Origin of the sequence: Cryobacterium sp. M25 (assembly GCF_002929635.1) — a bacterium.
GTDB classification, from domain to species: Bacteria; Actinomycetota; Actinomycetes; order Actinomycetales; family Microbacteriaceae; genus Cryobacterium; species Cryobacterium sandaracinum.
Genome location: NZ_PJJU01000044.1, coordinates 30,366 through 55,094, shown reverse-complemented (window position 1 = coordinate 55,094; position 24,729 = coordinate 30,366). Strand labels below are relative to the sequence as shown.

Annotated in this window: 20 protein-coding genes and 3 pseudogenes; 13 read left to right on the top strand and 10 right to left on the bottom strand. The window is 60.6% G+C overall.

The window, feature by feature from the left end; all coding sequences use genetic code 11:
- Positions 1 to 118: 118 nt before the first annotated feature.
- From CXY81_RS05600 to CXY81_RS05590, 3 genes and pseudogenes are all read right to left on the bottom strand, one after another.
- Positions 119 to 1,897: a molybdopterin-dependent oxidoreductase gene (locus tag CXY81_RS05600; protein ID WP_199182973.1), complete on the bottom strand. Its 1,779-nt coding sequence runs from the start codon at positions 1,895 to 1,897 to the stop codon at positions 119 to 121.
- A gap of 612 nt (positions 1,898 to 2,509) precedes the next feature.
- Positions 2,510 to 2,740: pseudogene (locus CXY81_RS17410) on the bottom strand (transaldolase family protein); the annotation flags it as partial.
- A 443-nt stretch (positions 2,741 to 3,183) separates the two neighbouring features.
- Positions 3,184 to 4,203 (bottom strand): type I glyceraldehyde-3-phosphate dehydrogenase, encoded by a 1,020-nt coding sequence (locus CXY81_RS05590; protein ID WP_104194246.1) that lies wholly within the window; start codon positions 4,201 to 4,203, stop codon positions 3,184 to 3,186.
- Positions 4,204 to 4,748: 545 nt separating this feature from the next.
- Here CXY81_RS05590 and CXY81_RS05585 point away from each other — a divergent pair.
- The gene (locus CXY81_RS05585; protein WP_255408680.1) at positions 4,749 to 5,642 is read left to right on the top strand and encodes an IS30 family transposase; all 894 of its coding nucleotides are present in this window, start codon (positions 4,749 to 4,751) and stop codon (positions 5,640 to 5,642) included.
- 308 nt (positions 5,643 to 5,950) lie between these two features.
- Entirely contained in the window at positions 5,951 to 7,729 is a 1,779-nt protein-coding gene (locus CXY81_RS05580) for a glycoside hydrolase family 15 protein (RefSeq protein WP_104194245.1), read from the top strand.
- Here CXY81_RS05580 and CXY81_RS05575 read toward each other — a convergent pair.
- Positions 7,716 to 8,759: an SMP-30/gluconolactonase/LRE family protein gene (locus tag CXY81_RS05575; RefSeq protein WP_233194009.1), complete on the bottom strand. Its 1,044-nt coding sequence runs from the start codon at positions 8,757 to 8,759 to the stop codon at positions 7,716 to 7,718. The two genes, CXY81_RS05580 and CXY81_RS05575, sit on opposite strands and share 14 nt — an antisense overlap.
- On the opposite strand from CXY81_RS05575, the gene CXY81_RS05570 reads away from it, so the two are divergent.
- The 3 genes from CXY81_RS05570 to CXY81_RS16035 all read left to right on the top strand — a co-directional run bounded on the left by CXY81_RS05570 (position 8,694) and on the right by CXY81_RS16035 (position 11,304).
- On the top strand, positions 8,694 to 9,494 hold the full coding sequence (locus tag CXY81_RS05570; protein ID WP_104169451.1) for an SDR family NAD(P)-dependent oxidoreductase: 801 nt from the start codon (positions 8,694 to 8,696) through the stop codon (positions 9,492 to 9,494). The genes CXY81_RS05575 and CXY81_RS05570 overlap by 66 nt on opposite strands.
- Before the next feature lie 25 nt (positions 9,495 to 9,519).
- Entirely contained in the window at positions 9,520 to 10,416 is an 897-nt protein-coding gene (locus tag CXY81_RS05565) for an SDR family oxidoreductase (RefSeq protein WP_104169450.1), read from the top strand.
- A gap of 531 nt (positions 10,417 to 10,947) precedes the next feature.
- The gene (locus tag CXY81_RS16035) at positions 10,948 to 11,304 is read left to right on the top strand and encodes a hypothetical protein (protein ID WP_146067624.1); all 357 of its coding nucleotides are present in this window, start codon (positions 10,948 to 10,950) and stop codon (positions 11,302 to 11,304) included.
- A 173-nt stretch (positions 11,305 to 11,477) separates the two neighbouring features.
- Here CXY81_RS16035 and CXY81_RS05555 read toward each other — a convergent pair whose 3' ends face one another.
- Positions 11,478 to 12,449: an ATPase gene (locus CXY81_RS05555; RefSeq protein WP_104194242.1), complete on the bottom strand. Its 972-nt coding sequence runs from the start codon at positions 12,447 to 12,449 to the stop codon at positions 11,478 to 11,480.
- A 484-nt stretch (positions 12,450 to 12,933) separates the two neighbouring features.
- Here CXY81_RS05555 and CXY81_RS05550 point away from each other — a divergent pair, with 484 nt between their 5' ends.
- From CXY81_RS05550 to CXY81_RS05545, 3 genes are all read left to right on the top strand, one after another.
- Positions 12,934 to 13,398 (top strand): cytidine deaminase, encoded by a 465-nt coding sequence (locus tag CXY81_RS05550; protein ID WP_199182969.1) that lies wholly within the window; start codon positions 12,934 to 12,936, stop codon positions 13,396 to 13,398.
- 292 nt (positions 13,399 to 13,690) lie between these two features.
- Positions 13,691 to 13,960 carry a hypothetical protein gene (locus CXY81_RS16030; protein ID WP_158252005.1) on the top strand — a complete coding sequence of 90 codons (270 nt, stop codon included), beginning with the start codon at positions 13,691 to 13,693 and terminating at the stop codon, positions 13,958 to 13,960.
- 78 nt (positions 13,961 to 14,038) lie between these two features.
- Complete coding sequence (locus CXY81_RS05545) at positions 14,039 to 14,575, top strand: GNAT family N-acetyltransferase (protein WP_104194241.1); 537 nt, start codon at positions 14,039 to 14,041, stop codon at positions 14,573 to 14,575.
- Between the two features lie 120 nt (positions 14,576 to 14,695).
- Here CXY81_RS05545 and CXY81_RS05540 read toward each other — a convergent pair whose 3' ends face one another.
- On the bottom strand, positions 14,696 to 15,184 hold the full coding sequence (locus CXY81_RS05540; protein ID WP_104194240.1) for a MarR family winged helix-turn-helix transcriptional regulator: 489 nt from the start codon (positions 15,182 to 15,184) through the stop codon (positions 14,696 to 14,698).
- 44 nt (positions 15,185 to 15,228) lie between these two features.
- Here CXY81_RS05540 and CXY81_RS05535 point away from each other — a divergent pair, with 44 nt between their 5' ends.
- From CXY81_RS05535 to CXY81_RS05520, 4 genes and pseudogenes are all read left to right on the top strand, one after another.
- Positions 15,229 to 16,185, top strand: coding sequence for a DMT family transporter (locus CXY81_RS05535; protein ID WP_104194239.1), 957 nt, complete (start codon positions 15,229 to 15,231; stop codon positions 16,183 to 16,185).
- A 53-nt stretch (positions 16,186 to 16,238) separates the two neighbouring features.
- Positions 16,239 to 16,769 carry an AAA family ATPase gene (locus CXY81_RS05530; RefSeq protein WP_104169443.1) on the top strand — a complete coding sequence of 177 codons (531 nt, stop codon included), beginning with the start codon at positions 16,239 to 16,241 and terminating at the stop codon, positions 16,767 to 16,769.
- A 255-nt stretch (positions 16,770 to 17,024) separates the two neighbouring features.
- Positions 17,025 to 17,853: pseudogene (locus CXY81_RS05525) on the top strand (Abi family protein).
- A gap of 362 nt (positions 17,854 to 18,215) precedes the next feature.
- Entirely contained in the window at positions 18,216 to 19,625 is a 1,410-nt protein-coding gene (locus CXY81_RS05520) for a CoA transferase (RefSeq protein WP_104194238.1), read from the top strand.
- Between the two features lie 90 nt (positions 19,626 to 19,715).
- Here CXY81_RS05520 and CXY81_RS05515 read toward each other — a convergent pair.
- From CXY81_RS05515 to CXY81_RS05505, 3 genes and pseudogenes are all read right to left on the bottom strand, one after another.
- Positions 19,716 to 20,330, bottom strand: a pseudogene (locus CXY81_RS05515) (recombinase family protein).
- A 439-nt stretch (positions 20,331 to 20,769) separates the two neighbouring features.
- On the bottom strand, positions 20,770 to 21,597 hold the full coding sequence (locus CXY81_RS05510) for an SDR family oxidoreductase (protein WP_198411902.1): 828 nt from the start codon (positions 21,595 to 21,597) through the stop codon (positions 20,770 to 20,772).
- Between the two features lie 399 nt (positions 21,598 to 21,996).
- A complete protein-coding gene (locus CXY81_RS05505; protein WP_146067622.1) occupies positions 21,997 to 22,590 on the bottom strand; it encodes a DUF416 family protein in 594 nt (197 codons plus the stop codon).
- Between the two features lie 407 nt (positions 22,591 to 22,997).
- On the opposite strand from CXY81_RS05505, the gene CXY81_RS05500 reads away from it, so the two are divergent.
- Positions 22,998 to 23,615 carry an AbiV family abortive infection protein gene (locus CXY81_RS05500; RefSeq protein ID WP_104194236.1) on the top strand — a complete coding sequence of 206 codons (618 nt, stop codon included), beginning with the start codon at positions 22,998 to 23,000 and terminating at the stop codon, positions 23,613 to 23,615.
- Between the two features lie 462 nt (positions 23,616 to 24,077).
- On the opposite strand, the gene CXY81_RS05495 is transcribed toward CXY81_RS05500, so the two are convergent.
- Positions 24,078 to 24,368 carry a DUF1905 domain-containing protein gene (locus tag CXY81_RS05495; RefSeq protein WP_104169438.1) on the bottom strand — a complete coding sequence of 97 codons (291 nt, stop codon included), beginning with the start codon at positions 24,366 to 24,368 and terminating at the stop codon, positions 24,078 to 24,080.
- Positions 24,369 to 24,729: the final 361 nt, after the last annotated feature.

Sequence of the window (24,729 nt, the reverse complement as noted above, 5' to 3'; positions counted from 1 at the left end):
CGCTCAAGACCGAGTTCTACCCGCAAAAGACATCCAATACGAAGTCTTCGGCCCCGACCTGTAGCTAGCCGACTTCCAATCGTAAGTTGTTCCGACCTGTCGGTCAGTGCGTGGGATGTCAGATGGATTGCCGATAGCCGAAGAACTCATGGTCGTTGTCGTACCCACCCAGACCACCGCCGACCTCGGAGAAGTCTTCGACGAATTCGATGCCCTTAATCCACTTGACCAGCTTGAAACCGAGCTGCACCTCGTTGCGCAACCGCAGCGGAGCACCGTGACCGAACGACAGCGTTTCATCATTCATGTCATAGGCCAGCATGGTCAGTTTGTAACTCATCTGCTCGATCGGTTGAGCGTCGTAGTAAATCCCACCATCAGGACCGACCGCAAAGGAGTAAAAAATCACCCACTTCGCTTCCGGCTTCGGCTTCGCGATGTCAAGAATGGTCTGCATTGAGACGCCGCCCCACTTCGCGACACCCGACCAGCCCTGAATGCAAAAGTGCTGCGTGATTTGCTCGTGGTGTGACAGCGCCCGTAATTGCTCAAGGTCCAACTCCACCGGATTATCAACGAGCCCACCGATTTGCAGCTTGTAATCCGTGAAGGTGCCAGCTTGGAGCTTCTTGTACTCCTCCGATTCCGGGTACTTACCGTTATGCCAGAAATAGGGAGAGATATCTTTCTCCGTGTACTGACCCGGCTTCGAATCGATGTGCTCGAACAACCGCTGCGCGGGACCGATCAGCGCATACCCCACCTTCTGCACCACACGCGGATGCCGGTACGTGAACGGTGTCGCCGCCACCCAGCCGATGATGATGACCACCATCGAGGCGGCGAAGATCAAAAACCCGCCCCAGGAGCTGTCGTCCCGTGACGCATACATGTGGTTGAGGTTGCGGAGGGCGCCGGTGGTCAGCACGAGGGTCACGTGGATGATGATGAACATGACGAACCAGGCGAGCACCAAGAAATGGAGTGATCGTGCGACCTGGATACTGAAGACCGAACTGATGGTCCGGAATTTGGTCGACAACGCCGGTGACATCCCGAGCCCGGTGATGAGAGCGGCCGGAGCGGCGATGAACACGGTGATGAAGTAGGCGATCAGTTGCAGACCGTTGTAGTTGACCCAGCCGTTTTCCGTCGGCCAGTCTAGCGACAGATATTGGATTGCGACCGAAATGGAATGCGGGATGACGTCCCAACTCATGGGGACCAAGCGCATCCACTGGCCGGTGACGAAGATCAGAACGTAGAACACGATTCCGTTGAGTAACCACAACGTGTCAACGCCGAGGTGCCACCAGCGGGCGAGCCCGATGGAGTGACGACGCCCCGGCAAGCCGACGCCGTCCGGCAAGGTGATCGATTCCTGCTTCGACGTATACAGCGGATCACTCGGCACCGGCTTCTGCATACGCAACCAGTCTTTACCCGGTGTGGAGTGTCTGGACCAGTACAAACGCGGGTGATCGGCGATGATTGTAACGCCGGAGCGGATGATGAAGATCATCAGAAAAGCATTCAGGAAGTGCTGCCAGCCCAGCCATGCAGGGAAACCCACCGGCGCGTTCTCCGGAAGCTCAGACTCGCCAGGATACTGCTGAATGAAATCCTGCACGGCAGGGAGCTCGCGTATCCCCTTCGCTACCGCGATGCCGATGACCAGGAGCACCAAGCCGATTGGAATCAACCACAACAGGTTGAACCACTTGCTCTTACCAATTCGCACCCGCGGAGCGACACCGTACTGGGCTGGGAGACCGCCTGCCCAGTGTTCGTCGACCGCGGTGTAGTGCGTGCTGTCAAGCTCCGAACGGAAGCTTCGCATCCCCCCCGGCCCACGATCGGGGGCGGGAACATTCTGCTCTTCCAGTCCGGGCGTCATGTCGTGAGCTTAGCAACCGCTAAACTGCCAGCACCAGATTGACGGGATCTGCCCGCACGTAGATGATTGTCCCCGACATGGACATGGACACGGAAGCGGCCAAACTCTGCCGATATCCGGCTACATGGGAGTCGATCACCGTCGAAGCTAGCTTTATACCGAAGCTAAATAAGACTGACCGGCCTCCATCACCCCTGCGAACTGAGATCGATCCCACATGTTGCGGAAGGGGCCGCACCCACGGGTGCGCCCCCTTCGCTCTGCTGAACTAACATCCATCCACGACCGGGTGGAATGGCTTCATCCCGGCCTGAACTGACTTACTGTCGACGCCAAGCGTCTCCGGTCTCTTCCTCATAGCCTGCAAAGGCTTTTTCCAGCCCAGTGAGGACCTCGGCCGTTGTCTCGAACAGTGCCTTTGGCCCTGACCCCGTTGAGTGGACACCTCACAAGAGAGAATGTTCACTATGGCAAGATCACGTCGGGAGTTCACTCCTGAGTACAAAGACGAGGCCGTGAAGCTGGTTTTGACGACCGGCACGTCCCAGGCCGCAGAGATCCAACTCGCCGCCTAACCCGTGTCCACTCTCCGGGGTCAAGGCCAGTTAGCGCTCACTGATGACGAGCTTGGTGAAGCGGCATAGGCGGCGCCCCCGCTGGCGATGCCGACCTTCCCCCGCCGCCGACCAACCGGTCCTCCACTCCGAACAGGTATGCATCGACCATGTTTTCGTACACTTTTGTTGAGAACAGCAGCGTGCTGTTCACGCTGATGCCCTGACCGATCAACCGCCGGATCGCCGGGATGCCCTCCGTGATCATCGGATTGGGCCGGTCGGCCGCGGCCCATAACCGCTGCGGTAAGTGCGCCCGTTCCCGCGGTGTTGTGGGCCAGGTCGGGTGCTACCTCCATCACGTATCGTCGCCAGCATCCGTGCCTTCATACACGCCTCGTCGCAGGTCCGCCGCCCGCCGCAGATCGATGATGACCCGAATCTTATACACGAATTTGGGAGTCAAGGCCGTAGCATCCGCTGACGACTCGGTGTGAGCCCGAGTCAGCGCGTGACTACAGTCGGTTAAGCCGACGATCACCTTCTCGAAGATCGACGGGTTCGAGGTGACCGTTCAATCCGTCCTCACGCACCATCCGTTCGCACTTGCCGGAAATAAGTAGGCTGCAGCGGATGTAATCGAGCCAAACGACTTTGCCCTAAAGTCCCAATGTCGCTGATCGGGCTACGTACCCTATGGAAGGTGACATCGAAACCTCAGTGTATTTCTCGTCACGGAGATGTTTCCCCGCTGGAAGGTAACCCAAGGGTGGCCCTAGCCTCGCGGATCATTTGGTGGGTGAAGCCCCACTCGTTGTCGTACCAGGCCATGATCTTTATCAGGGTGCCGTCCACGACCTGCGTCAAATCAAGGTTCACCACGGCGGCGCGTGAATCGCCGATGATGTCGGAGGAGACCATCGGGTCCGCCGAAACGCCGAGGATGCCTTGATACCGGGGCGTCTTCGCCTCCTCGATGAACACGGCGTTGACCTCCTCTACGCTGGTCGGGCGGGAAGTGACAATGACAATGTCGGCAATGGAACCAACCTCGATCGGGGCGCGGATCGCAACCCCGGCGAAGAGCCCGGTCAACTTCGGCAATGCCCGGATTGTCGCCTGTGCAGCACCGGTAGGAGCGGGCACCAAGTTCGCTCCACCCGCCCGCCCACGTCGGAAATTGTCACTTGGAGAGTCGACCAGGCGCTGGGTCGCGGTATAAGCATGAATTGTGGTCATGATCGCACGCTCCACCCCCAGACGCCTTGTCGCGATCTCGATGACCGGTGTGATGCAGTTCGTCGTGCAACTGGCGCAAGAGATGATCTGCGGATGCCCATCCGGCCGGTTCACCCCGTGCACAACCGTCGGGACGGATTCGGACTTCGTCGGGGCAGACAAGATGACGAACGACGCGCCCGCCTGAATATGTTTGGTCAGGTCCTCCGCCCGAGTGAAAGCACCAGTGCACTCCAGCACTAGATCGACTCCGAGCTCCCGCCACGGCAGAGCCGCTGGGTCCCGTTCGGCAAGAACAACCACCCGGTGGCCGTCGATGACAAGTGCATCAGCCTCCACAACAATCTGACGGTGGTACCGGCCGTAGACCGTGTCGTACCGCAGCAGGTAGGCAAGATTCTCAATTGACGCCACATCGTTGACCGCAACAAGTTCCAGATTCTCTGAATCGAGCAGAATTTTTAATGCAGCCCGCCCGATTCGGCCCAACCCATTGATCGCCACTTTCGGCATCTGAGATCCTCCTGATTTCCAATCATTTTCACGTCGCAGGTTTTGCACGACAAAATAGATTCCTATGTCATGCTGCGCCCCCCAACAGCTTTCGTCAACAAGCGAGAGCACATTACCGGGAGCACTTGTCGGTGCAGGTACCCGAGAGTTTGATGGGATCACGTCAGTCTTGAGGCTGTATGTGCTCATTCTTGGCGGCGGCTACATTAGCCCGTACACCGCACGGGGTTGCCGAAGCACCTGTTCTCGGCACCAACGACGATCACCCGGTTACATCCCCTCGAGTGGTGTGGTTTCCGGCTTCTAAGTATTGCTTCGTCAACATGAAGAGCCACCAGGCGGTTTCAAGGGGTCGTAGCAACACCGTTTGAGTGAGGTGTTGTTAATGGCGTCAAGATTGGTCATGAAGGTCCGCGAGAACTTGTTCTGGGATCGGGTTTGGGAAGGCATGTCGGCATCGGCCGCGTGTGAATCCATAGGAATGGGTCGCAAACAGGGATTTCGATGGAACAAAGCCGCTGGCGGACGGATACCCGTTCCGACGGTTGCGTCTTCGGGACGTTTTTTTAGGCCAAGAGGAACGTCTGCGCATCGCGGATCTGAGGTTGGGTGGTGCAGATGTCAGGGCAATCGCGCAGGATCTGGGTCGTGTCGCGTCGACGATCAGTCGGGAGCTGCGCCGGAACGCACACCCGGCAACGCGTAGGTATCGGCCCTGTGCCGCACAGAAACGGTGTGAGATCAGAGCGTGCCGGCCCAAACCCGGCAGGCTCGATGTCCGGCAGCTTGCCGCTGTCGTTGAGGAACGCTTGCGGAAGAGCTGGAGTCCGCAGCAGATCAGCGACGACCTCGCAGTCGCGTTCGCCGGCCAGGACGAACTGCAGGCATCCCACGAGACGATCTATCAAAGCCTCTACGTGCAAAACCGCGGTTACGTCGGAGTCCGCCCGCACCGGCACCTACGACGAAGGCGATCAGCTCGAAAATCGCGAGCCGCACATCTCATTACCCCCGGTCGAATTCGCGACAAGGCGCTGTTGAGTGAACGGCCCGCTGAGGCCAACGACGGAGTGATTCCCGGGCATTGGGAGGGCGATCTCATCGTTGGCTCGGCGTCAGGAGCCGCGATCGCGACCCTCGTTGAACGCACGACCAGATTCGTCGTCTTGGTCCACCTGCCCAACGGCCATAGCGCCACGGCGCTCCATGACGCGCTCATCGGCGCCCTCAATCTCATGCCCGCGATGCTGCGGCGGTCATTGACCTGCGATCAGGGAAGCGAACTGGCACGGCACGTTGAGATCACGAAAGGGACGGGCGTTCCCATCTTCTTCTGCGATCCGCACTCGCCCTGGCAACGCGGCACGAACGAGAACACCAACGGCCTGCTGCGTCACTACTTCCCCAAAGGCACCGATTTGAACGCGCACAGCGCCTAACGACTCCTCGAAGTCGCCACCGAACTCAACGAACGGCCCCGCAAAACCCTCAACCGACGCACCCCAGCCGACCTGCTCAGCAGGCTAACCTCGAAGAAAGAAATAACCCCCGTCGCTTCCACCCCTTAAAACCGCCCATGGGTTGCGACACAAATAGGTTTCGAGATACGAAAGCGCAACGGGGTGCTTGGATGCCTCGACCTGTTGGCTCGGCATAAAACGCCGCATGCTCAACGAGCCCCGTCGGTGCATCGAGGCTAAGCTCAAGGCGGTTCAGTTCACGGATGTCGTCGACGAGTGGGAGGCGAATGAGCTCTCAACGCCGGGATGGCTATACGGACTTACGCTCGTACGCTGCGATCGGTGACGGACGCACGGTGGCGTTGGTCGCACTGGATGGCGGCATCGATTGGCTTCCCATATCGGCACTCAACTCTACCCCTGTGTTCGCGCGGCTGCTGGACGCACGAGAGGGCGGCAGCATTGAGCTCGCGCCCGCGGGGACTTACACCGTCACGCGCCGGTATGTCCCCGGAACCAATGTGCTGGAGACCACCTTCACAACGGATGCGGGTGTCGCCCGAGTCACGGATGCTCTCGTTAACGGATTCGCCGGCCGGCTTCCGTGGGTGGAGCTGGCGAGGCGTGTCGATGGCATCCGTGGTGCCGTGCGTTTCCGATGGCGCGTTACTCCCGGTACATGCCTTTCGACTGCATCGCCATGGGTCGACACGACGATTCACGGAAAGGTCATCCGCGTTGGTAGCGTGACGATTGCGGTGCGCGGACTGGCGCATGGACCGCGCGGGGGTGGCAGCCGCGCACTGGCCGGAAGCTTTACGACGGCGGCGAAGTCCCGCCACCTCATCACGGTTGCGGGTACCGCGAACGAACCGGTTCATGTGCCGGTGCCCGAGTTGACTGACGAGAGTGTGAACCGCACGATCGAGAGCTGGCAATTGTGGTCGCGTGACTTCAACTACGACGGGCCATGGGCGGACGCTGTCCAGCGCAGTGCTCTGGCTCTCAAACTACTGATCTACAGCCCGACGGGAGCGATTGCGGCGGCGCCGACGACATCGCTTCCAGAGAACCTCCGTGGCGGCAAGAACTGGGACTACCGCTTCGCGTGGGTGCGGGATACGGCATATACGGTGCGTTCTCTCGTTCGTTTCGGCCTTCGCGAGGAGACCCACGCGGCGGTCGCATGGCTGCTTCGCACGATCAGGGAGTGCGGCCCGGAGTTGCACATTCTTTACACACTGGACGGCGCTGTTCCCGGTGATGTTGAAACCCTTGACGTGCCGGGGTGGCGCGGAATTGGGCCGGTCACCATCGGTAATCGCGCAGCCAACCAGCTGCAGCTCGGGGTATACGGTGACCTGTTCAACGTCATGCGTGTGTACGTCGAGGCCGGAAATGTGCTCGATGTGGATACGGGCTTACTGCTGGCTTCACTCGCCAACCACGTGGCGGACATCTGGCGACAGTCGGACTCCGGGATATGGGAACTCACCGAGCAGCGCCACTACACCTCGTCGAAGATGGGATGCTGGCAGGCCCTCACCGACGCGACGCGCCTCTGCGAGATGGGCCAGATCCCGGGAAACCCCACACACTGGCGATCCGAATCCGAACTCATCGCAGCGTGGGTACGCGAGAACTGCTGGTCCGAAGCGCGAAAGAGCTTCACGGCCTGGGCGGGCGGCGACGATCTGGATGCATCCGTACTCCTCCACGCGGCCAGCGGGTTCGACCGAAGTTCGCGGATGTCGTCGACGATAGACGCAATTCGTACGGAACTTGGCGATGGTCCACTCACGTATCGCTACACCGGGGCCGCCCACGAGGAGGGAGCATTTGTTGCCTGCTCGTTCTGGTTGGCATCCGCACTCGCATGCGTCGGTCGCAATGACGAGTCCGTCGTGCTCATGGACGAGCTCATTGATTTGGCGAACGATGTGGGTCTCTATTCGGAGATAATCGATCCGAGCGACAACGCCTTTCTAGGTAACCTGCCACAAGGGCTGAGTCACCTCGCACTCCTCAATGCCGCAATCACAATCGAGGAACTCACCCGCGACTGAAGAACGGAGTGGGTTGGCGTCCTTGAGTGTCCGTTTGAATCGCAAATACGCTACCGGACAGCGGATACGCCTCTAACTGTGCTTGCGTCAGGTTTTCGCGCGCGCTTGCAACATACAGCATGGAGAGGTCGGCGCCGCCAAATGCAACAGAGGTGAGGTTCAGTGCCGGTATATCGATGGCGAAGACCTCAGCGCCATTCGAGTTGTAGTGCACGACCTTGCCGCCCCCGTACAGCGCGCCCCAGAAGTTACCGTCCGTATCGATCGTGAGGCCGTCGTGCGGTGCGCCGCGGGTGAACACATTCACATCCGTGATGTCGCCGTTCGCGCTGTACGCACCCGTGTAGATCGTGCCGACACTTGTGTCTGTAAAGAAGATGCGACGACCGTCCAGGGACCATTCCAGCCCGTTCGCGACACCGATACCGCCCCGGAGCAGACGCACGTCCCCATCACCGGAAACCGAGTAGAACGCGCCGACCGGATCGTCATTGAAAAGGTTCATCGACCCAGTGATCCACCGGCCCGCTGGATCAACCTTTCCTTCATTGAGCCGGAGACCAAGGCGACTGTGATGGATCTCTGCGACTGTTCGGATCGAGTGACCCGAGGAATCCGTCACGACGATTCGATCTTCGAGCGACACGATGAAACCCGGGCGTCCTCCTATTTCTGCAACGGAAAATGAGGCCACAGGCGGGGGCAGCGTGATCGTGTCGTCAGCCGAGCCGTCCGCGGGCATGCACAGCGGACTTCGGTGGATGAGCCCCGCAGTGATGTCGCACCAGAGCATTGCGGGATGGTCCCCACGAGCATCCCAGATGAGGCTTTCCCCCAGGATCGCGCCGGTGCTCCTGAATACCTCCGGGTCTCCAACGGCATTGCGCACTTGAATACCACAACATTGTTGAGCGGCGATGTCAAGGAATAGAAAATTGTTGAGTGCGCGGCGTACGGTGAAGTCATGGATCTTGGTATCAAGGGAAAAATAGCGCTCGTCTCCGGCGGTGACTCGGGGATCGGCTGGCACACCGCTCACCGGCTACTTGCCGAAGGCGTCACGGTAGTCATCACCGATCAGTACCAGGACAAACTGGATGCGGCGGCCGAGCAGCTGAACGCGAAACCGAATCAGCTGTACGCATTCACTGCCGATATCACCAGTGTCGACTCGATCGCGACCCTTCGAGACAGGGTGCTTGACGCGGTCGGCGACATCGATATCTTGGTGCAGTCAGCAGGTATTACCGGCGCCCAAGGCCTCTTCCATGAGCTGACGGACGAGGGCTGGATGGAAACGCTCCTCGTCGACCTGATGGGCCCGGTGCGGCTCGTCAGCGCCTTCCTGCCGTCGCTTCGCAAAGGCGGCTGGGGCCGGCTCGTGTTTCTGGCGTCCGAGGACGGGGTGCAACCATACGACGACGAACTGCCGTACTGCTCGGCGAAAGCCGGCGTCCTCGCGCTTGCCAAAGGCTTGTCTCGCAGCTACGCCATGGAAGGGTTGCTGGTCAACTGTGTGTCACCGGCGTTCATCCATACCCCGATGACGGACGCGATGATGAAGAAGCGGGCACACAAGCTTGGCATTTCGATTCCGGATGCGATCACCACCTTCCTCGATGAAAAGCGCCCATCCATAGAGCTAAAGCGCCGCGGCACACCGGACGAAGTGGCTAGCGTGGTCGCGTTCCTTTGCTCAGATCTCGCTAGCTTCGTCAACGGAGCGAACTACCGCGTCGACTCCGGCTCTGTAGCCACGATCTAAAGCCCCGCCCCACGAAAGGAACATCATGGCGACCGACCAATACTCCCTCACGGATCCGCGCACACGTTACCCCTCCATTTCTCCACCCATCCAGCAACAGCCAGAGCCGGGCATCCAAGCGAACATGGACCCGGTGCCAGACCTCGGAGAGACAAGTTACCGCGGCTCTGGGCGGCTCACCGGACGCAAGGCGCTCATCACTGGTGGAGACTCCGGAATCGGCGGTGCAGTCGCCATCGCTTTCGCCCGGGAGGGCGCCGATGTTGCGATCTCCTATCTGCCAGAAGAGGAAGAAGATGCTCGCCACATCGTCGGCCTGATCAAAGAGGCCGGCCGTACTGCTGTCGCATTCCCTGGTGACCTAAAAGACAAAAATTACTGCCGTGAACTGGTCGAAGCTGCCGTCACCGGGCTGGGTGGCCTGGACATCGTCGTGAGTAACGCCGGAAAACAGGTCTTCGTCGAAAAACTGGAAGACATCAGTGACGAGCAATTCGAGGACACCATGCGCACGAATGTGTTCGCGATGTTCTGGATCATTAAGGCAGCCGTACCGCATCTGAAGCCCGGCTCGACCATCATCGCCACGGCATCCTTGGAGGCCTACCACCAGCTACCGTTCCTTCTCGACTATGCGACCACGAAAGGCGCCATCAACAACTTTTCAAAGGCGCTCGCTCAGCAACTCGCGCCCCGCGGCATCCGCGTCAACGCAGTGGCTCCCGGCCCCACCTGGACGGCGTTACAAGTGACGCAGGGGTATCCGCCCGAGAAACTGCCCGAGTACGGCAAGGACAACCCACTCGGCCGCTCCGGACAACCAGCCGAACTCGCGCCCGCCTATGTATTCCTCGCCTCCGGAGAGTCCAGTTTCGTCATCGGAGAAACACTCAACGTCAACGGAGGAATGCCGACACCCTAGAAAGTATCGGGCGCAGCGCTTCAATCGGGGATAGATCAGCTAATCAGCCGCGTATCTACGTCAGCTTCGGCTCTCGAAAACGAGACCCACGACTGATGAGCGTTCAGATCCTGCGAGGAACACCCTGCTACTAGAGGTCAGAAGCGGGTCGTCCACAGATCCGATGGTCTGGCAGCGGCAGCTTTTCAGTGAGGTTCGACTAGGACCGACGCTGCGCGGGATCGTTTCCGGCAGGAGGTGCTTCACGAAGGCGTTGGGGACCAAACCGAACCAGGTCAGGAAGCCGAATCCGCCGGCGCACACGACCCACGACGCAGCGGCGACGGCGGCCGGAATCCAGGGAAATGGGCTTTGGCCTGGTCTTGTCATCCCCCGAGCCTAGGTCACCGCCGAGCAGGCATCGCTCTCGGCCTGGTCGACGCACCGGAACTTTCGCCTCGCCAGGTTCGGCTCGTGACTCGGCACGAGTGGTAATTCGGACACGCGATTCAGAGCCGGCGAGGTACCGGGGTGATGTAGCAAGCTGACCTCATGGGCGACAAGGTGATCTATGTGGAGATCGAGATCAATGCCGACGCCGATCGGGTATGGCAACTCACACAAGATCCGGCTCAGCATCCGCGCTGGGATCTCCGATTCAGCAGCATCACACCCGTCGCCGCACTACCGACCAGGGGCAACCGCTTCGTCTACCAGCGCCGCACGCTCCTCCACACGATCACGGGAACAGGTACCTCTCTGGGAGAACGACAACGACCAGACGGAACACGCACCTCGGCACTTCGATTCACGACTAGCGACAAGCTCTCCACTCCGGGCAGGTCGGGGCGAGTGGCGTTACCTTCCCACGGCCAACGGGACGACTTTCATCACCGGCTTCAACTTTGAGCCCGGGTGGGGTCGATTGGTCGACAGGCTGGTCATTGTCAGCTACGCGCTTGGTCGCTTGGGATCCCCATGGCCGTTACCACCTACAGACGCGGAAGTCTGGATGTAAGTAGACGGTGTCGACGTCCGCGCAGGCATGAGCAGGTGCCGACGTCGGCGCGGATGATTCGGGGCTACTCCCCTTGTCTGCCGATGAAGTCAGCCATGCCGGGCACGGTGAATGCGACGAAACCGCGTTCTGGTGTGTAGATGTGACCGCTCCGGATCAAGTCTCGGCGATTGACGGAGAGGTCCGTGGTGCGCTTCTTCCGCAACCGGGTCACGAGTTCGGCCATTGATGAGGAGGCATCATCGTCGATGGCCATTGCGGACATGAAGGCCCGCTGAGTCGGGGTAGCCCGCTCCCACCTCGATTGATAGAGACCTTGTTCCACTTCACTTCGCGCTGACTCGATCCCGATTTGGGCGTCCTGCAGAGAAATGGTATCCGTGGCCCTGACAGCCCAAACATGACTGCCACAGGCTTGGATGAAATATGGGTATCCCCCCGTAGCTGTCACCGCGGCATCCAGGGCGTCAGGCTCCCAGTCGACTCCGTTGAAACGTGCCGGGGCAGTGAGGGCGTCAGACGTCGCGGCAGTGTCGAGCAAACCGATCTGACGATAGTCGTAGAGGGGCTCCGCGTAGCTAGTCGCGTCAGCGAGCACGGCAGGCAGGGAAGGTAACCCCGCGCCGACGAAAACGACCGGGACGGGGAAGACGTCTTGACCGAGGTTATGCAGGGCGACATTGAGAGCAGTGAGATCCTCGGATGAGGCTTCTTGGAGTTCATCGACGGCCAGAACGATAACCGTGTTGGCCTCACGCGCAGCAAGCCCAATGGTCTCCAATAGCTCCTGGAGATCGACAGCGAGATCGCCGCTGTCGGCTACGCCGCGCTCCGGTTCAACGTCGACAGTGAAGGAGTAGGTCCCTGACGGGTCGACACGCACTTGGAATGAACGAAGCACGCGGGCGGCCTTGGACCAAAGCGCTTTGGCACAGTCAGAGCTTGAGAGGACTCGTCGAAGTGCGAGGTGGAGCTCTTTAGCCAGCGCGACGGCCAGGGGCTTGCTGCTCGATGCCTCGACTTTGATGAAGATCAATCAGCTCGGCCGCGTCGCGTCCGAGCTGATTGAGCAACGCGGTCTTCCCTACTCCGCGGAGCCCGGAGAGGATCCAAGGCCGTTCCCCCTCCCCTGTTTCCCGTGCCTGGTACAGCCGTGTACGGAATTCACTCAGTAAGTCGGAGCGGCCTGCCAGAACTGGTGGCACCCGCCCTGCGCCTGGCTTGAAAGGATTCGTCTAAAGCTCCATAAATAGAACAATATAGCCCCGAGTAAACAGATTGTTTACTCGATCGTATAAGCCCTTATAAAAGAGCGGTGATATCGCTTTGCTTCACGAATGCGCGGCCCGCGCTGTCGCAATTCGCGCACCAGATCGCGAAGCTGTTTCGGTCGGGCTATCGGTCACCCAGTGCAGCGAGGGCTCCTCGCGCTGTCATCGCGTGGATGTGTGCGCTCAAGGTCCGTCTTGCGGGCATGCCAGCCAGGAGTTGGATCCGGTTCGATCCGTAGGATTACCCTCATGCTCCCGAACGCTGAACTCGCAGTGCTGACGGCCGAAGACCTTGAGCTCGTTGAGCTCGCAAGAGAGGTCATTGACGCGAACACGGATGCCGGGCCGGATGAAGATGGTGCGCACACGATTGGCGCGGCAGTTCGAGACGCCGACGGCCGCATGTTCGCTGGGGTGAATTTGTTCCATTTCACCGGTGGTCCGTGCGCTGAGCTGGTTGCACTTGGCGCGGCGCGTGCACAGGGCGGGCGAGAAATCACGACAATCGTCGCTGTTGGCAATCACTGGCGCGGTGTTGTCGGCCCGTGCGGGCGTTACAGGCAGGTCCTTTTCGATTACTACCCAGGCATCAGGGTGCTGCTCCCGACTGCCGAAGGAGTTCGGGTCGCCACCATTGAGGCCCTGATGCCGTTTGCCGCGGCGTGGACTCTGGAGGGTGGCACTCGGCAGTTCGACGAGGAGCGTTTTCGCTGATGTCGATGGGAATTGGATGAGGATCGATAGTGAGAAGCTAGCTAAGTGATGCTGACACGCAGGCGAAGGTGGGGTGCTCTCTTCGTGTTCGTCGGGATTGCACTCTCCCTCACTGGTTGCAGCACCGAGTACCACGGCTACGACAGTGGGATCGATGGCACGCTGTGGAGACAGATCGTCACCCTACCAGCCGTCAGTAAACGAACCGGGTGGCTACCTCGACTCACTGCAGGGTGAGCGATGGAATGGTTCGGTTGTATCAACATCCGATCTCGATCTTCGGAAGGGCGGTGTGGTCCTCTATGACATCTCCTCGACGGATTCTGCTGCAAAGCTTTCGGTATTCATTGCGCCCGGACCTCGACCCGATGTTCCAACGGATGATGGTAAGCACTACAACGGCCCAAGCCAGGTATTCACGTGTTACCGGGTGGAAGCCACCCTCTCCTCGGTAGTGGCGCCTTCTGTGGGTCGGGTCACGTTTGATGACTGCCCGGCGGCCCTCGTCGAACTGATGCCTGAAGGTGCAGTCTTCGCGAGTGGTGAGGTCTTTGATGGCTGAACGCGTGAGCGCAACTATGCCACGCCCGTAAACCGTTCGGCCTGCGGGTAGGTCCTGCTGGAGCGGGAGGATCGAACGGTGCGACGTCTTTCCAGTCTCGAGGACCACTTCCGGGTCACTGAGATCGAGCGAGCCGCCGGCGAGTTGTTCCGCAACATCAACATGGCGATAGTCGCCGATGATCAACCGATCAGCAGGCAGGATTTCCAGCGCTTCGTCACGGACCATGGGGCGTTTGTGCGGCTGGTCGACGGTGTGACCGTCGCCTACTTACTCCTCAAGCAGCTTGACGGAGCTGCTCATATCGAGCAGGTCACGGTCCACCCAGAGCACGCGCGTCAGGGTATCGGAGCGCAACTGATTGTCGTGGCTGACTCTTGGGCCTGTGAACGCGAACTCCCCGCTGTGACGCTGACCACATTCCGAGACGTTCCGTGGAACGCGCCATACTACGAGCGCCTCGGCTTCCGTGCCTTCTGGCCACGTGACTGGGGCCCGGCGATGGGCGCTCGAATGGATACAGAAGCTGCGCGAGGGCTCGAAGCCTGGCCGCGCGTGGCGATGATCCGACCCGTGAGCAAAGTCAGCACAGCAGAAGCTGTCGTTCACGGATAATCGCCCGCAAATCGTTCCCAACCGCCACTCCCCGAGATGTCGAAACTTCGGCGAGTTGGTGTCGAAACTGCGTCCGTCGAGGTCCGGCTTGTGGACAACGTGAATGTGGGGTGGCGTTTGTTAGGAGCTGGCAGCTTCATGGATTCGTTGAAGGAGCACTGCGAGGTTCGCCTGCTCCTCGACGCTGAGTGCCGCGATGATCGCATGCTCGGTTTCGAGGTGGTCGGGCAATGCCGCCTCAATGAGTTCGCGTCCGGAATCGGTGAGCGCGACGAGCGTGCCGCGGCCGTCATTCGGGTTTGCCTCCCGACTGACTAACCCGCGCGTTTCGAGCTTGTTCAGCCGCTGGGCGACCGCGCTCGTGGAAATCATAGCGTCACGCGCCAGCTCTATCGGGGCAATCCGATAGGGGGCACCACTTCGCAGCAGCGTGGCGAGCACATCGAATGATGCGGAGTCCAGAGCATGCCGAGCGAATGTCTTGGCCAGGCGCGATTCGACAGCGACTGCTGCGCGAGTCAACCGACCGATGACCGCCATCGGCGAGACATCGAGATCGGGTTTCTCGAAATGCCACTGGTCAAGGATTCGATCCACATGGTTCGCCATGCGTCCAGACTAGCAATTGCTAAGCACTTAGGTATTATGACTAAGTGCTTAGCAATCGAGTCCTCCTGTTGGTGACCACGGCCGTGGCCCCCGCATTGTGGGGAACCACATACCTGACGACCACGTTGTGCCTTCCGGAGGACCGGCCGTTGCTCGCGGCAACGTTGCGCGCGCTTCCTGCCGGAGCCCTACTCCTGCTGCTGTGCCGTCGGCTGCCGCGCGGCGAATGGTGGTGGAAGTCCTGGGTACTCGGCGTCCTCAATATTGGCGCGTTCTTTGCGTTGCTCTTCATTGCCGCCTACCGGCTGCCCGGCGGTGTGGCCGCCGTCGTGGGCGGGCTTCAGCCTCTCGTCGTCGCGGTCTTGGCGACCCGTGTTCTCAACGAGAAGCTGACCTGGCGCGTGGCAGCGGCCGGCATGACCGGAGTGTTCGGCGTGTCTCTCATCGTGCTTCAGGCGCAAGCACGCCTCGACACTATCGGCGTCCTGGCCGCCGTCGCCGGCACTCTATCCATGGCATCCGGGATCGTGCTTTCCAAGAAGTGGGGGCAGCCGGCACCCCCGCTGACCACAACCGCATGGCAGCTCCTCACGGGAGGACTCACCCTTCTGGTCATCCTGCTGGTCATCGAGGGTCTCCCTACCGCGCCGCTAACAGCACAAAACATCATGGGGTACGGCTATCTGTCCGGGGTCGGAACCGCGTTCGCTTATGTCCTGTGGTTCCGCGGCGTCGCACGCCTTCCCGCGAGCACTCCAGCTTTCCTCGGCTTGCTCAGCCCGGTCTTGGCCTTACTCCTCGGTTTGATGATCGGAGGAGAGGTCCTCGCCCCACTGCAAACTGCAGGAATCTTCATCGTCCTGGTTTCGATCGCAGCTGCCCTCCCCAAAGCCGCGAAACCTCGCCGCGTTGGGGGCAGTACCCGTGAAGGAACCCGCCGGTGCGACATGAGCTTGTTACGGTCAGTCCTGCAGCGTGAGAGAGCAGGACGCACGCGGTAACCGTTGGACGTTCCACTTCCGGCGGCGGAGTCCTGCAGCTATAGAGTCTGAACGTGATTATCTGGCTCAACGGACCGTTCGGCGGCGGCAAGACGACTGTCGCTCAAGAACTTTGTGAACGTGATGAGTCCTTCGTTCTCTTCGATACCGAGGCAGTCGGGCAGATGCTGCGTCACGCGCTCGACGTCAGGCGCCCGGTCAATGATTTTCAGGACTGGCCGGCATGGCGCACCCTGGTCGTCGCCACTGCAATCGAGTTGGTAGCCGACCTTGAGTGCGATCTCGTGATCCCACAATCCGTGTTCGCTCACGCCTACTGGAACGAGCTGACCACCGGATTCGCTTCCGCGGAATTGGCAATGCGCGCATTCACCCTCCTGGTTCACCCCGAGGAACACGAACGACGAATCCTTCAGGACGTGAATGAGTCCGACGCGGTGGACTGGCGTCTCTCAAGGATCCCGGACTTTGAGAGAGCCTTGCCTTGGCTTGAAGGAGAAACCACTGCCATCGACACAACCAGTCGCACGCCAGCCGAAGTCGCATCCTTCATCCGCGAGGAATTGGCCACGACGCGACCTTGAGTCGCAGGAACCAGACAAGTCGGCCGCTCAGGGTTGCTCCAAGAAACACGTCCGGGCGATGGGCTCCGTTCGAGGCTCCGGGATCGCGATTCTGAAGGGACGAGCTGCCGATCCGTTTCAAAGTCGCTGCAGGCTGGCTGTGGTACGGTGATCTCATCACGATCAGTCCGCTCGCCTCACGGCTCGGGCTGATTTTCTTTAACCAGGAGACTCGTGGCTGAGTACATCAAGAAGTGGCTGTCGCTTGAAGACCAGATGGCCAAACTCGCGTCTCGCGGCGTCGAGGTGCGAGACCCAGAGAGCTGCCGGCAGATACTCCAAGCCGTTGGCTATTACCGCCTCACTGGCTATCTCTACCCGCTTCGCGAATCTGAAGCGTTCGTGGATGATGAAGGCCGACGACGGGTCCGCATCCTCAACCACTATCGCTCTGGTACCTCGGTCCAATATGCCGCCACACTCATAGATTTTGATCGTCGCCTGCGGCTGCTCGTCCTTGACGGCATCGAACGAATCGAAATATCTTTTCGCATGCAGGTGGATCGAGCGCATCAATGCGCGGCAGGCAGAGTCTGACGAAGCATTCGTTGCGCACTTTCGCGAAAAGTACGACGACGAAAGGCCCATCTGGGCACTGACCGAAATCTTGGAGCTGGGGCAACTTGGGCGACTCTACTCAGGATTGAACAATTCGATCGCGACCGAAATCGCAACTGCCTACGGGGCACCATCAAAAAGAGTAATGAGCAGCTGGATCTCAAGCTTGAACTACGTCCGGGACGTCTCAGCCCACCATGCACGCCTCTTCAACCGCAAGCTCGTCAGCGCACCAGCACGCCCCACCCACGGACAGGTTCCTCTTCTGGGTCATCTCAAGCAGGCAACGACCGCGAAGCAGGTGTTTGGCCTGTACAACGCCCTCGCGGTAATGGCATACCTATTGCGTTCGATTGACCCGGATAGCGGATGGCCCGCCCGCGTAGTCGAGCTCATTCAGGCCTTCCCCGATTCTGATTATCTGACTGCGGAGTCAATGGGCGCGCCCCCAGGCTGGTCGAAACTCGAGCTCTGGTCCTCACAATAGTTGGCGCACGTTCCTTCCCATTCGGCGCTCCCGGAGGCTTGTGGCACCGGATGACCGCGCAGGGCAACCCGCTGAGCGCTCCCTACCAAGCCCCCATCAGCTCACCAAACACAGGCGCCAACGTGTTGATCGTCGCAGCCGCTGAGAAGACGTCATCAACTCGGCGGTAGTTTCGCCCCTCAGGGTTCCTCGGCTGGCCTGGCGAGTAACGCAGGCTCTCCCCCATCTTGATTCCGTCCCGTGATTGCTCGGCCCCTCATGACATCAATTGCAATCCGTGCCGTGGGGATAAAGTAGGGGCCACCGATGATCGCCTGGCTTCACGCCCTCGTGTGAACGGTCGAGGGCGTGGGAGGCAACCGATGGGCACCTTCCTCAGCACGTTTCTCTCCGATTCCTCGGAACTTCCGGAGCTAGCCGATCGTGTTCGTTCGTCCGGGCCGGTGCCGCTTTCGTCGCCATTGCTTGTCGGGGATCTTGCCGCGGACAGCATCGCGGCGACCAGGCTCATGGCCTCGTTGCTGCACCTTGTCCGCATGGGAGTGCGGGATCCGAAGGCGAGCGAAGTTCCGCAGGTGAGCATTGCGCCGCAACTCGTCGCCGGCGCCTACCGGAGTGACCAACTGTTCCGGTGGAACGGGAACCCCGCGCCAGCGTGGGCGCCCCTGTCCGGATTCTTCGCCTCGAGCGACGGCTGGGTTCGCACTCACGCCAACTATCCCCATCACGAAGCGGCTTTGCGCTCACTTCTGAGATTGGATGGCTCCGCCACCGCCGAGGCTGTCGCTCGCGCAATTTCGCGCCGCAGCGCCCTCGATCTGGAGGATGAAGCATCAGATTCTGGTGCGGTCATCAGCGCGGTTCGCAGCCCGAGCAGTTGGAGAGGACATCCTCAAGCCCAATCCCTGAAAGCAGCTCCCTTCATCAGCCTGGTGCAGCAGGCAGGAGACTCGGGCCTCCATAGCCTGAGGTCGGCCGACAGACACGCGCCCCTGGAGGGCGTTCGGGTGCTCGACTTGACCCGCGTCATAGCCGGGCCGGTGGCCACTCGCAGCCTCGCGTTCTTCGGGGCAGATGTCTTGCGCATCGACAGCCCTGGCATGCCGGAACTCCCCTGGCAGAGCCTCGATACCGGGCAAGGGAAGCGTTCCGCGCTCCTTGATTTCCGCGACAAACCGGATCGAGACTGCCTCGAACAGCTACTGACGGACGCCGACGTTGTTGTCACGGGATACAGGCCGAACAGCCTTGACCGGTTCGGCCTCTCGCCGGTCGAACTCCACGACCGCCATCCGGGGCTGGTCATCGGCCGGGTGAGCGCGTGGGGGCAAAGCGGACCTTGGGCCGAGCGCCGTGGATTCGACAGTATCGTCCAGGCAGCCAGCGGCATCGCCCAGATTCACGCAGACGGCACCGGCAGACCAGGCGCCTTGCCAGCCCAAGCTCTGGATCACTCCGCCGGGTACCTACTTGCCGCCGGGATCATGTCAGCACTTCGACGTCGACACCTCGACGGGCACGGGTGGACGGTCGACATTTCACTGGCCCGGGTCGCTCAAGAGCTACTCGCCCAGCCTCATTCCCCGCCGACCGAAGCCGGCCCATACGAGATCCAAACCGTGAACGCAGAAACGCCAGAAGGAACCGTCACCTGTGCCGCACCCGCGATCAGCATCAGCGGCGGCCTGGATCGCTACAGGTGGATCGGCCGCCCGTGGGGAGCGGACCAGCCGGAATGGGGCGAGCCACGATCCGCGAGCGTCCAGCGATAGGTCCCACCCGGAAGGTGCGCCATCGGCAGGTGCAGCATGGCGAAAGCCGCCCGCTGAGGGTTCCCATCTGACAGTGACCAGGTGGAACCACTACTTCTTCGATAGGAGCTTCGCACCGTCCGACCGCAGCGCCCCCGCAGGTGAGACATGGCGGTACAACGTCTGCCGGGTGATCCCGAGCTCCTTGCAAAGGTCACCGACCTTCGTTTCCCTCTGACCCATCGCGGCCATGGCCAGGCGGACCTTGGCCGGCGTCATCTTGAACGGCCGCCCACCAGTCCTTCCCCGTGCTCGAGCTGCGGCAAGCCCGGCGACAGTGCGCTCAGAGATGAGCGCCCGCTCGAACTCGGAGAGAGCAGCAAAGATTCCGAAGACGAGCTTCCCAGGTGCCGTCGTGGTGTCGATCGCAGCGCCCTCTCCGGTGAGCACCTAGAGGCCGATGCCATGGTCGGTGAGGTCATGCACCGTATTGACCAGGTGACGCAGGTCTCGGCCGAGCCGGTCCAGCTTCCACACCAGGAGCGTGTCACCATGGCGCAGCGTCTTTAGGCAGGCCGCCAGGTGTGGCCGGTCGTCCTTCTTTCCGGATGCCTGGTCCTCGTAGAGATCCCCTGCAGCGACGCCGGCGGCCAGGAGTGCGTCTCGTTGTAGATCAGTGCTCTGCGACCCGTCGGCTTTTGACACGCGCATGTATCCGACGAGCATGCTCGACTCCTGTCATTTATACGTTCGATTGCGTGACAGAGGCGGCTCACCCTCGAGGAAGACAGAAACTGTCACACAACCCGTCATCCAGCCTCCGTATCGCAAACAACGCAGAAACAGTCCAAAGTGACGGCTACAGGAGGGCCACCCATGTCACCTTCCGAACCCGGTATTGTGCGATCGCTTGATGACCCATTGAGCTGAGCTCGCAGACTCCACAGCGGCCCGAGTGTCTCGTATCCCCTGGGGTTTCGCGACGGTCATTCGGCCAGCGCGGCAATTCGTCGCCTAGCCGATCCGGAATGGCGGGCAGCTCTTGCCACCGATGATGGGTCCTGGCGGTGGAGCAGTTGGAGGCTCGAGCTAGGTGTTGGTCCCACCGACGTTGTGAGCACGGTCGGTGCGAACAACACCTAGCCCTCGGTAGGGGCTTGGTCTTCTAGATGCTGCGGTGGTCGCGTACCGCAAGTTCAAGGGCCTCGAGGCCGGGCGCGAGGGCGGCGTCCACCGCCATCGCATCGGTGATGTTAAGTTGCTGCATCTCGCGGCGACCCTCCGGTGCGGTGTTGATTTCATGTTCGCCAGCCTCGAGCGCAGCGATGAGGTCGGTGATGACGTCGTCGAGCGGTCGACGTCCCCACCCGAGCTCGGCACCGGCGGTCTGTGAGGTCATCATCGCCGTGTCGGTCGCGCCGGGATAGACGGTTGCCACATGCACACCCGTTCCGATCAACTCTCGGCGAAGCGACTCGCCAAACTGCGAAATACCCGCTTTCGTTGCCGCATAGATCGAGTAGAACGGCATACCGACAAGCGCAATCCCGCTTGAGATGTTCACAAGGATGCTGCCGCGTTCTTTCCCGCTCTTCCGAAGCGCGGGAAGCAGGGTCTTGGTCAACAGAATCGGAGCAGTGAGATTCAGATCGATCATCGAGTGGACATCCGCATCGCTTGTCAATTCGAGCCTGCCCGCGCGCACATTCCCGGCGTTATTGACGAGAAGATCAACGATGCTCCACGACGAGACCAAATGCGCGATCCGCTCAACAGCGCCAGGCTGAGTTAGGTCTTCAACCAGGACCTCAGTGGTTCCGCCTGCGGCGGCCACGAGCCGCGCAGTTTCTGCGAGAGTATCCAACTGCCGACCGACGAGCAGCAGATGACCACCACGGCGACCAAATTCGAGGGCGAGTGCCCGACCAATGCCCTGCCCCGCGCCCGTGATGATTCCGTGCCTATTGGTGAGGTCCAACTTACTGAGATCCATGGACTGGCTTCTTTCCGTTGATTGTGACTGGCTGACGGCAGCGGGTATCTCCGACTATTCTCAGACGTACTTCCACCACAACCAGACACCACCGTGCTTTATTCACGATCCAGCGACCGCTTATCCCAATGTCACCGAGCAACCTGCAGAGTCTCGTTGCTGATCTGACCGAGGCAACCGATAGACAGCCATTGCTCCGGCGGCCGCGTCTTTGGTTGGGGGTCTGACCAGTAATGGAACGGTACTGAGGCTAAGTCCGCGATGCTCGGCCGCAGCCCCACCGTCTCATATCCCATGGGTTACAAGACGTCAGGGTTGCGCGACACCCATATCCTTCACGGGATGCCGCGGGAAATCTAGCACTGTTCTGGTGGAGACTTGGCGGCACCGCAGCCAGCCCTAAGGGAGAATGGCGGCCCAAGTTAGCCCCTCGGATGTGGTTCGCTGGCGCAGCTCAAGCCAAGATAGCGGCGACGACGCAGCGGCATCGAGGTCGCGGTCGATTGCGGATAAGGCCGTCTGCACGAACTCGGACCCCAAGACTGCCGAATCAGGGCCTCTGTCGTTTACGTCAGCGTTCGGCTTGGTCCGCCAGAAAGCGTAATCGGCCACTTCATACATCTGCAGGGCTGCCCAAACAGCGTGCTGGGCGTCGTCCTTACGCCAGGTGCTGATTGTGTAGGCCACGGCGGCTGCAGCGTTCTGGGCGTACCCCGACTCCAGAACCCAGCCGTCATCATCTTCATCGGGAACCATCGTCGACGCCTCAGCCTCCATCTGCTGCATGTCGTCCGCCTGCCCAGACGCAAGACCCCACGCGCCCGCGAGGATCAGCGCCAACCGTTGGGATTGTGCAGGATGGTTAACCACACGTGCATAGCGCTCGAAGAGAGGAAACAGCCGCTGGGCGCAGGCTGCGGCGAACGCGGTTTTTGCCCGGCGGTCCAACGGCTCCAACCGCGCCAACACGGCACGCTCGTCATAGGTTCGCATCAACTTCACCAGTTCTACCGACGAGCATGTCGTGGTCGCTGTTCCCCCGGTAGCGACAAACCTAGTCGTTAGACCGCACAACACGCCCCGCCAGCAGAGGCATCTCTTATCCCCAGGGATTCGAGCGTCTACCCACCGCTCGTCGCGACTCCATGAAATGATCCCTGCGTCTCGTATCTCATGGATTATGAGACGAATAGGTTGCGAGACGGCTTGCGCAGCCCGGAAGCCCGTTGCGACACGCAAACGCCTTGGCTAGCGGTTCGGAACCGAATCGGTCATTGAGGATCAGGTTTGCAACTTTTAAGCGCTAGTCAATGCGTCCCCTCAGTGGAACGACCGCCCATCAGACACTGTGGCGGTCCTGCCCCGCACGTCGTCCAGACGTCTAGTCTGGCAATGTGACGATGCTGACGCCGACGGCCGCCCGAGCATTTTGGCTGGCACTCCTGGACAACGCAGCACGGATCATCATCGAGGCCGACGCTCTGTTCCCATCACCGCGCGCGCAGTCGCTGGTTATCCTTGCGCAGGAGGAAGTGGGCAAGGCGGTCTGGGTCTACAAGACGTTCTGGAACGCCTGGAATGACGGTGACGAGACGCCGCGCGAGGTGACTGAACTGCGCAAGCAGGGGTTTCATCACCTCGCAAAACTCATAGAGGCCACCGACTTCTTGACCACACACGTCGAGGTCCCGGGCAGTCCGGAGCCCGTGGAGATCGAACTGGTGAAGACCCACGCGCCCGGTGTGCTGGTCGCCTACCTGGAGGGCCTCGCCCAGGAGGACAACGAGGCGAAGAAGAGGGGCTTCTACGTCGATCTCCGAGCGGACGGCTCATTCACGGTGCCGCATGAGATCGACAGGCCACTCCTGAGGTTTCAGATCTGGCAGGCCGCTGACATGATCCAGTGGTTCCTCGTCGAAGATCAACTTCGAGCCAGTGTGACGGGCAAGCCGGTCTCCTCGACCGAGGAGGTTGAGGCACTGCTCGGAGCTGTCTTGGCTCACGGCCCGGACGATTAGGTCGGCAGGGCGCTCGGAGTGGAGAGATTCACGCCGAGGACGTGGCTCAAGGGCTCGCGGAGGGATCCCCCGGAGAAATCACTTGGCAGCCCTCAACGTCTGCACTCAGCGCCAGCCGAAGTATCTGTCTTCGCTGTTCCCGCGAGGAACCGGGACCTTGACCCATGCACACCCAATCAATCGTGGGCGGGATGACCATCACCTTCGAATCCCTCGCGCTGCCCTCCCCACCCGGGCGATTTCACCGAACCCGGATCGACCTCAACCGACGCCCTCAACCTCATGCGCAGCTGGATTGCCGACCAACACCCCGTCTCGAAACCCTAGCGATATAAGACGTCTCACCGACGTGACCTGAGCTTCCTCTGTGAGTCGCAGCGATGAATGGCGCGTTTCTCGCAGCGCTTTATGGCCGATCGCCCAGTCCCGCAGGATCATCCTCAACCGGATGCAGGAGGCTGCTCAGGCGGTGCGCACGGACAGGTGCACGTTTACCACGTCTCCGAGTCCTTTGCCGAGGGTCTTTCGCAAAGCTGCCCGGATGGGCATCATGTGGGTGCCACCGCCAACGGGCAGCATAGAGGCGGCGTACTCGTGGCCGTTGACGGTGCCTTCGACTTTGACGGCTTTACCTGTGCCGAATGCCTTGGCCGAGCCTGGCATTTGGACACACAGCCATCCGCTGTTGTTGTCGGCAATGATCTGCGCCGAGAATGTTATGTCGAGGGCGGGGAAGTTGGGAGTATCTGTCATGCTCGGGCTCCTGATGGAAGGCAGTACGGGACGAGGCTGCTCATTGAGACGCTTGTTCTAGCTTTCGTGCGAATGTTGCGGCACCTTCACCTGAGAAATCTTCCTTATCGACGGGGCGCCCCGAGATGGCCATGAGAAGTGCCAACGAGGTTCCTTTGACCTCTGAGCCAGAACCGTGCTCAAACCTTGAATCGGAAGCTTGCAGACGTACTACAGCGATGAGAAGTACTCGAGCTACGCTCGCCACATGCAATCTGGTTGGGTTCCCTACAAGTGGTTTTGGCGATCGGCGGGCTACTCATCGTTCTCGCCGTGCTAGCTGTGTTTCAAGGAAGCGTACTTCTCCTCGTGACCCTAGGAG

What these genes read in the sequence shown, in the direction of transcription:
- CXY81_RS05505 (WP_146067622.1), bottom strand. Translation starts at nt 22,590, where the DNA reads ATGCGAACCTATGACGAGCGTGCCGTGTTGGCGCGGTTGGAGCCGTTG.
- CXY81_RS05600 (WP_199182973.1), bottom strand. Translation starts at nt 1,897, where the DNA reads ATGACGCCCGGACTGGAAGAGCAGAATGTTCCCGCCCCCGATCGTGGG.
- CXY81_RS05495 (WP_104169438.1), bottom strand. Translation starts at nt 24,368, where the DNA reads ATGACAGATACTCCCAACTTCCCCGCCCTCGACATAACATTCTCGGCG.
- CXY81_RS05520 (WP_104194238.1), top strand. Translation starts at nt 18,216, where the DNA reads ATGGGCACCTTCCTCAGCACGTTTCTCTCCGATTCCTCGGAACTTCCG.
- CXY81_RS05510 (WP_198411902.1), bottom strand. Translation starts at nt 21,597, where the DNA reads ATGGATCTCAGTAAGTTGGACCTCACCAATAGGCACGGAATCATCACG.
- CXY81_RS05570 (WP_104169451.1), top strand. Translation starts at nt 8,694, where the DNA reads ATGGATCTTGGTATCAAGGGAAAAATAGCGCTCGTCTCCGGCGGTGAC.
- CXY81_RS05550 (WP_199182969.1), top strand. Translation starts at nt 12,934, where the DNA reads ATGCTCCCGAACGCTGAACTCGCAGTGCTGACGGCCGAAGACCTTGAG.
- CXY81_RS05580 (WP_104194245.1), top strand. Translation starts at nt 5,951, where the DNA reads ATGAGCTCTCAACGCCGGGATGGCTATACGGACTTACGCTCGTACGCT.
- CXY81_RS05500 (WP_104194236.1), top strand. Translation starts at nt 22,998, where the DNA reads ATGCTGACGCCGACGGCCGCCCGAGCATTTTGGCTGGCACTCCTGGAC.
- CXY81_RS16035 (WP_146067624.1), top strand. Translation starts at nt 10,948, where the DNA reads ATGGGCGACAAGGTGATCTATGTGGAGATCGAGATCAATGCCGACGCC.
- CXY81_RS05540 (WP_104194240.1), bottom strand. Translation starts at nt 15,184, where the DNA reads ATGGCGAACCATGTGGATCGAATCCTTGACCAGTGGCATTTCGAGAAA.
- CXY81_RS05590 (WP_104194246.1), bottom strand. Translation starts at nt 4,203, where the DNA reads ATGCCGAAAGTGGCGATCAATGGGTTGGGCCGAATCGGGCGGGCTGCA.
- CXY81_RS05565 (WP_104169450.1), top strand. Translation starts at nt 9,520, where the DNA reads ATGGCGACCGACCAATACTCCCTCACGGATCCGCGCACACGTTACCCC.